Annotated in this window: 3 protein-coding genes; 1 reads left to right on the top strand and 2 read right to left on the bottom strand. The window is 40.8% G+C overall.

Annotated elements, in window-relative coordinates:
• Positions 1–1,590, top strand: a 1,590-nt coding sequence (gene gcvP, locus B4K11_RS05875) for an aminomethyl-transferring glycine dehydrogenase (RefSeq protein WP_292959279.1), incomplete at its 5' end; no start/stop codon positions are given.
• A gap of 277 nt (positions 1,591–1,867) precedes the next feature.
• Here the strand turns inward: gcvP and B4K11_RS05870 are convergent.
• A complete protein-coding gene (locus B4K11_RS05870) occupies positions 1,868–4,228 on the bottom strand; it encodes an EAL domain-containing protein (protein ID WP_292955610.1) in 2,361 nt (786 codons plus the stop codon).
• A 17-nt stretch (positions 4,229–4,245) separates the two neighbouring features.
• Complete coding sequence (locus tag B4K11_RS05865) at positions 4,246–5,349, bottom strand: ABC transporter substrate-binding protein (protein WP_292955607.1); 1,104 nt, start codon at positions 5,347–5,349, stop codon at positions 4,246–4,248.
• Positions 5,350–5,557: the final 208 nt, after the last annotated feature.

Genomic DNA, 5,557 nt, shown 5'->3' with positions numbered 1-5,557 from the left:
TTTGATGTGATTCTAGGTGAAGGTCACGGTTTAACACTTGATGCGCTAGATGCAGAGATTGTTGCTGGCGCTGCCACAGGTATCAGTGCTGAGATGCGTCGTGAAGATGCAATTCTGACGCACCCAACCTTCAACAGCTACCACAGCGAAACAGATATGCTTCGTTATATGAAGAAGCTGGAAAACAAAGATTACTCTTTAGTTCACGGTATGATCCCGCTGGGTTCTTGTACCATGAAGCTAAATGCTACAGCGGAAATGATCCCGGTAACTTGGCCTGAATTTGCCAATATGCATCCTTTTGCCCCTGCTGATCAGGTGAAAGGCTATCAGCAGATGCTGAATGAGTTAGAAGAGCAACTGGTTGAAATTACAGGTTATGACAAGGTTTCCTTACAGCCAAACTCAGGTGCCTCGGGGGAATACGCAGGCTTGTTGGCGATTCGTAAGTATCAAGAATCAGTGGGTGAAGGCCATCGTAATGTTTGCCTAATTCCATCTTCTGCACATGGTACTAACCCTGCGTCTGCTGCAATGATGGATATGAAGATCATCGTCACTAAGTGTGATGATAAAGGCAATGTTGACGTAGCTGATCTGCGCGCACAGGCTGAACTGCATAAAGATAATCTATCTTGCTTGATGATTACTTACCCATCGACGCATGGTGTTTATGAAGAAGATATCGTTGAGATCTGCGAGATCATTCATAAAAATGGCGGCCAAGTGTATATGGATGGTGCCAATATGAATGCGCAGGTAGGTATCTCTAAGCCGGGTGTGATTGGCTCTGATGTGTCTCACCTTAACTTGCATAAAACTTTTGCTATTCCACACGGTGGCGGTGGCCCAGGTATGGGGCCTATCGGGGTTAAAAGCCATTTGGCTCCTTTCCTTGCGAGCCATAAAGTCAGCCCTGTTGAAGGTCTAAACCCTGAAAACGGTGCGGTCGCAGCAACACCTTATGGTTCTGCGTCTATCTTGCCGATTACGTGGATGTATAACGTAATGCTGGGTAAATCTGGCCTTAAAGCGTCTACAGAGATGGCGATCCTTAATGCCAACTACATGACTGAAAAGTTGGCTGAGCATTACCCAATTCTATACCGTGGCCGTAACAACAAAGTGGCGCACGAGTGCATCGTTGATATCCGTCCTATCAAGGAGGAGAGCGGTGTAACAGAGGAAGATATTGCTAAGCGTTTGATGGATTACGGTTTCCATGCGCCGACTATGTCTTTTCCTGTTGCAGGCACATTGATGATCGAGCCGACTGAGTCAGAATCCAAAGCTGAGATCGATCGTTTTGTCGATGCGATGGTGCAGATCCGTGAAGAGATTGTGCGTGTTCAAAACGGCGAGTGGCCTGCAGATAACAATCCGTTATCTAATGCCCCGCATACACAGACAGATATGATGAGTGCAGCTTGGGAGCGCCCATACAGTCGTGAAAAAGCGGCCTTCCCGAACGAAGCGACGCGTCTAAACAAGTTCTGGCCAACCAATAATCGTATCGATAACGTGTATGGGGATCGTAACTTTATCTGTTCATGCCCTAGCATAGAGTCATATCAGGATGCTGAAAGTTAAGCTCTTTTCAGCAAAGAAATGATCTAAAAAAACGGGCCGTTGGCCCGTTTTTTATGATGATTATAGAAGTAACGTTGATGGGTAATAATCCACTGAATTACAGTTTAAATATCATTATGTAGTATCTGCTCATCATATAAGCAACGCGGACTACTATGAACAACGGTTGTTAATACTTGATAGGCTGGGAACTAAGTTTTGATGTATCCGAAGCTTACTTGTTACATCCTGATATTTCAGCTGTAGTAATATTAGAAGTCATAAAAGCAATCTATGTTTAGAGCATGCTGGCTTTCTGGTTGAGTTTTTCAAAAGAATTTGTCAATTCAAGGGCAGCCATTGGGCGTGCGAAATAGTAACCTTGGATCCCTATCTCTTTACTCAGTATTTGCAACATTTTCAGCTGCTCATGAGTTTCAACACCTTCAGCAATGACCTTTAAGTTCATACTATGGCTCATCTGAATAATTGCTGCGACTAGACCAGAACTAAGGTTGCCTTCTCCATATTCGCTTATAAAAGAGCGATCAATTTTCAGAACATTGAGAGGGAATTTCATCAGATAACTCAATGCTGAATAGCCAGTGCCAAAATCATCAATAGCAATTTGACAGCCAAGCGTGTTGAGTTTTGCAAATATGTTTTGGTTGTTTTGATTGTTATGTAGTAACAAACTTTCTGTGATTTCGACCATAATATTCGCAGGTATTAGGCCATTACTCACGATAGATGTTTCTAATGCGGGGTAAAAGGTCTTTGCCTGAAATTGACGCGGGGATATGTTAATCGATAGGTATAATTCGTTCCCCATTTGTTTCTGCCAACACGCAAGCCTCTGGCAGCTTTCTTGAATACACCACTCGCCAATAGCGACAATTAAACCTGTTTCTTCTGCAATAGGTATAAATTCAACAGGTGATATTAGATTCCCTGCATCATCTTTCAAGCGAAGTAGAGCTTCAATACCTATGATTTTTTTGTCCATTAAACTGATGATTGGTTGATAATGAACCTCTAATAAGTTGTCTGTAATCGCTCGACGTAATAAGCCATCTATCCTTAAGCGTTCTTCAACCAATCGACTATGTTCATGCGAGTAAGAAGCTATACAGGATCTCCCTTCATCTTTAGCCCTATACATGGCTAAGTCAGCGTATTGTATTAATTCCGCAGGATTATTGCCGTCTTCAGGATAAAGCGAGAGACCAATAGAAGCTGATATATATATATTCGCATCACATAAACTGAAGCTGGTTTCTAAATGTTGAATAATGCGTTGAGCGATTTGTTCTGCTGTTGATTCAGACTCTAGGTTTTCTAGAATAACAGCAAACTCGTCCCCCCCTAAGCGTGCAATTTTATCATCTGGCCTCAAAACGGTTTGGATTCGCTCAGAAACCAAACGTAGCAACTGATCACCGGTATGATGGCCATAGGTGTCATTAACTAATTTGAAGTGATCTAAGTCTATAAACAGCAGGGCGAATGGTTTGTTTGATTCACGTCTATCGAGCGTTAGCTTTTGTAAGTAAGCTTGAAAACTATAGCGATTAGAAATACCCGATAAATGATCAGTATTTGCCTGATGTTCAAGTTCTGCTCTTGCCTTATTTAAGCTAGTCACATCAGTTACAACTGCCAATGCACCTGGAAATGAGTCTCTCGCAGAAAGCGTTGCATCCATTAGAACGTCTATTATTTCCCCTTGTGCTTTTACCAGTTGAAGAGGGTATTCCGTTAACTGCTGATCAGACCATAGAGTAGCTAATAAATTATCAATAACTGCAGATCTTTTTTCCATTTGTAAAAGTTGCTCAAGGTCGGATCCGATAATATCCTCTCTTTTGTAACCCAATTGTTGTAGGAAATAATCACTGGCGTCCTGAATAATACCTTTATGGTTAAAGCTTAGGAGTAAGGAGGGGGTCGAGTGATATAAAAGTTGGAGGTGCTCTTTTGCTTTAAGTGTATTTTTGTGGTGTAACTCAAGGCTGTTCTGCATCTCATTAAAAGCATCACTGATGACACCAAACTCATCATTTGATTGGTGATTAACTCTTATATAAGAATCACTGTCTTGACTGCTTTTAATCGCGTGAATTAGGGCTCTAAGCGGTTTATCCATTAAACGGGATAGAATTAACCAGACACCTAAGGAAAGGCAAATAATAATTAAGAAAAAGGAAAAAAGACCTGACAAAATAAATTGTTTTTTATCCCCTTGGAGGGATTGGTTACCTAGATAGAAAGTCATACTGCCAATTTTTTGGGAGATATGGGCGTTGGTATAGATGATAGGGAAAGAAAACTCACTCGCTGATTCAGGATCATGGTTAGAAGCGGATTCTTCTGCAACAAGGTTACCTCCCTCGTCATGAATTTTTATTTGGGATATATCCTGGTCCAGCAACATTGTAGTTACAATGCCTTCAACTTGTTCTGTTTTGTAATTCCACAGAGGGTCGGCGAAGAGAACTGTATAATTACCTAGAATGTTTCTTTTTTCATCTAGCTTATGAGTAAACTGCTGTTCAGCCTGATAGAGCATGATCAGCACGGTTAATGATAAGGCGATGATGGCCCCAGGGATCAAAACAATCAGCAGTTTAAGCTTTAAAGAGTTTTTGCTATTTAACATTAATGTGTAGTTATTCCTTACTGTATTTGTGCAAAAACATTTTTTAGACTGAAATCATATTCACTATAGCTTGTCGTAGGTTGCAGGCTAAATCCCCTGAAATTTATTTTCCCCCAGTTTTCATCGCCTAAATTTTTTACGTATTGATTAATGTTGGTTTTATCAATACTTTGCATTTGAAAATTAATACTGCCAGGCGCACGGGTGTCACCTGAAATACTTCGCTGGTGGTAGTCATGTAATAACACCATAGACCATGCCCCAGCTAGGAAGTGCCCCCCATCAGTAAGCAGCATTTCGTCGTCCTGCACCATTTTTAACCCTTGAGCAGACCAATTGAGTCCGACCAGACATATATTATTGTCTTTGGTTTCATTTGCTGTGATGGCTTCTTTTGCGCCAAACGCGATCGGGTCATTCGCTGCCCAAATGGCTGAGGGATGAATATTGTTTTTAGAGGCCCAATTTAGATAGTTTTGTGTAAGTTTTGTAGACTCTTGTTGATTCCAATTAGCGTAAAGGAAACGATCAAGGACGATATCTTGATGTTCCGAAATCACGGAAAGTGCGCCTTTGTTTCTGTCTATAGAAGCAGGAGTTATCTGGTCTCCTCCAATGGCAAGCATATGATAGGGTGCTTTAGCAGAATCTTTTTTTGCACACTGGTAGAGAGCGTTCATCATTCTTCGCCCCGCAGCATAATTATCAGGAATAACAGCCCCGATTAGATTGGGATTATCATTACCGGGGAAGCCAACGGTAGTCCTTTGTTTGGGGAGAAAATCATTCAGTAACATTATAGTTTTAATGTTCTTGCCTTTGCTTGAAAGAAAAATCTTCTCTGCAGCTTGTTCCTCATTTACTAAAATAAGATAATCAGGAGGAGTGGACCTGGAGGTGACTTGTAGACCAATGCTGGTCATTTTAATACGGTTCCGTTCTGCATAGATTACTTCGAGGTTGATATCAAAATCGTCAGCAGCAGCTTTCATTGTTTCGGTAACCATATCCCAAAACCGTTCTCCAGGTTTCCCTGGATTTATGAAAGTTACATTCATCGCTTCTACGATAGGTGAAAAGAAGAGCGTATAGGTAAGTAATAGCTGTAATATCTTTTTCACTTAACAATCCTGATTATTATTTTTATGAAACGAAACATTTACATATATTGAAGCTTTATCATCAACTACGATACATTAATAATTAGCATAATCTATTTTTTTTAGTATTCCCTAGATCAAAAAATAGTTGCTATATGGCATTAGTCGTTAGCAAACATTGAATTACACAAAGGTGTAATAAACGGGACTAAGCCCAGTTTAGTATTAT

Source organism: Neptuniibacter sp. UBA6509, assembly GCA_002435145.1.
Classification (GTDB): domain Bacteria; phylum Pseudomonadota; class Gammaproteobacteria; order Pseudomonadales; family Balneatricaceae; genus Neptuniibacter.
This window is presented reverse-complemented; position numbering and strand designations above follow the sequence as displayed.

Coding starts and splice junctions, on each gene's coding strand:
- B4K11_RS05870 (WP_292955610.1), bottom strand. CDS start 4,228: ATGTTAAATAGCAAAAACTCTTTAAAGCTTAAACTGCTGATTGTTTTG.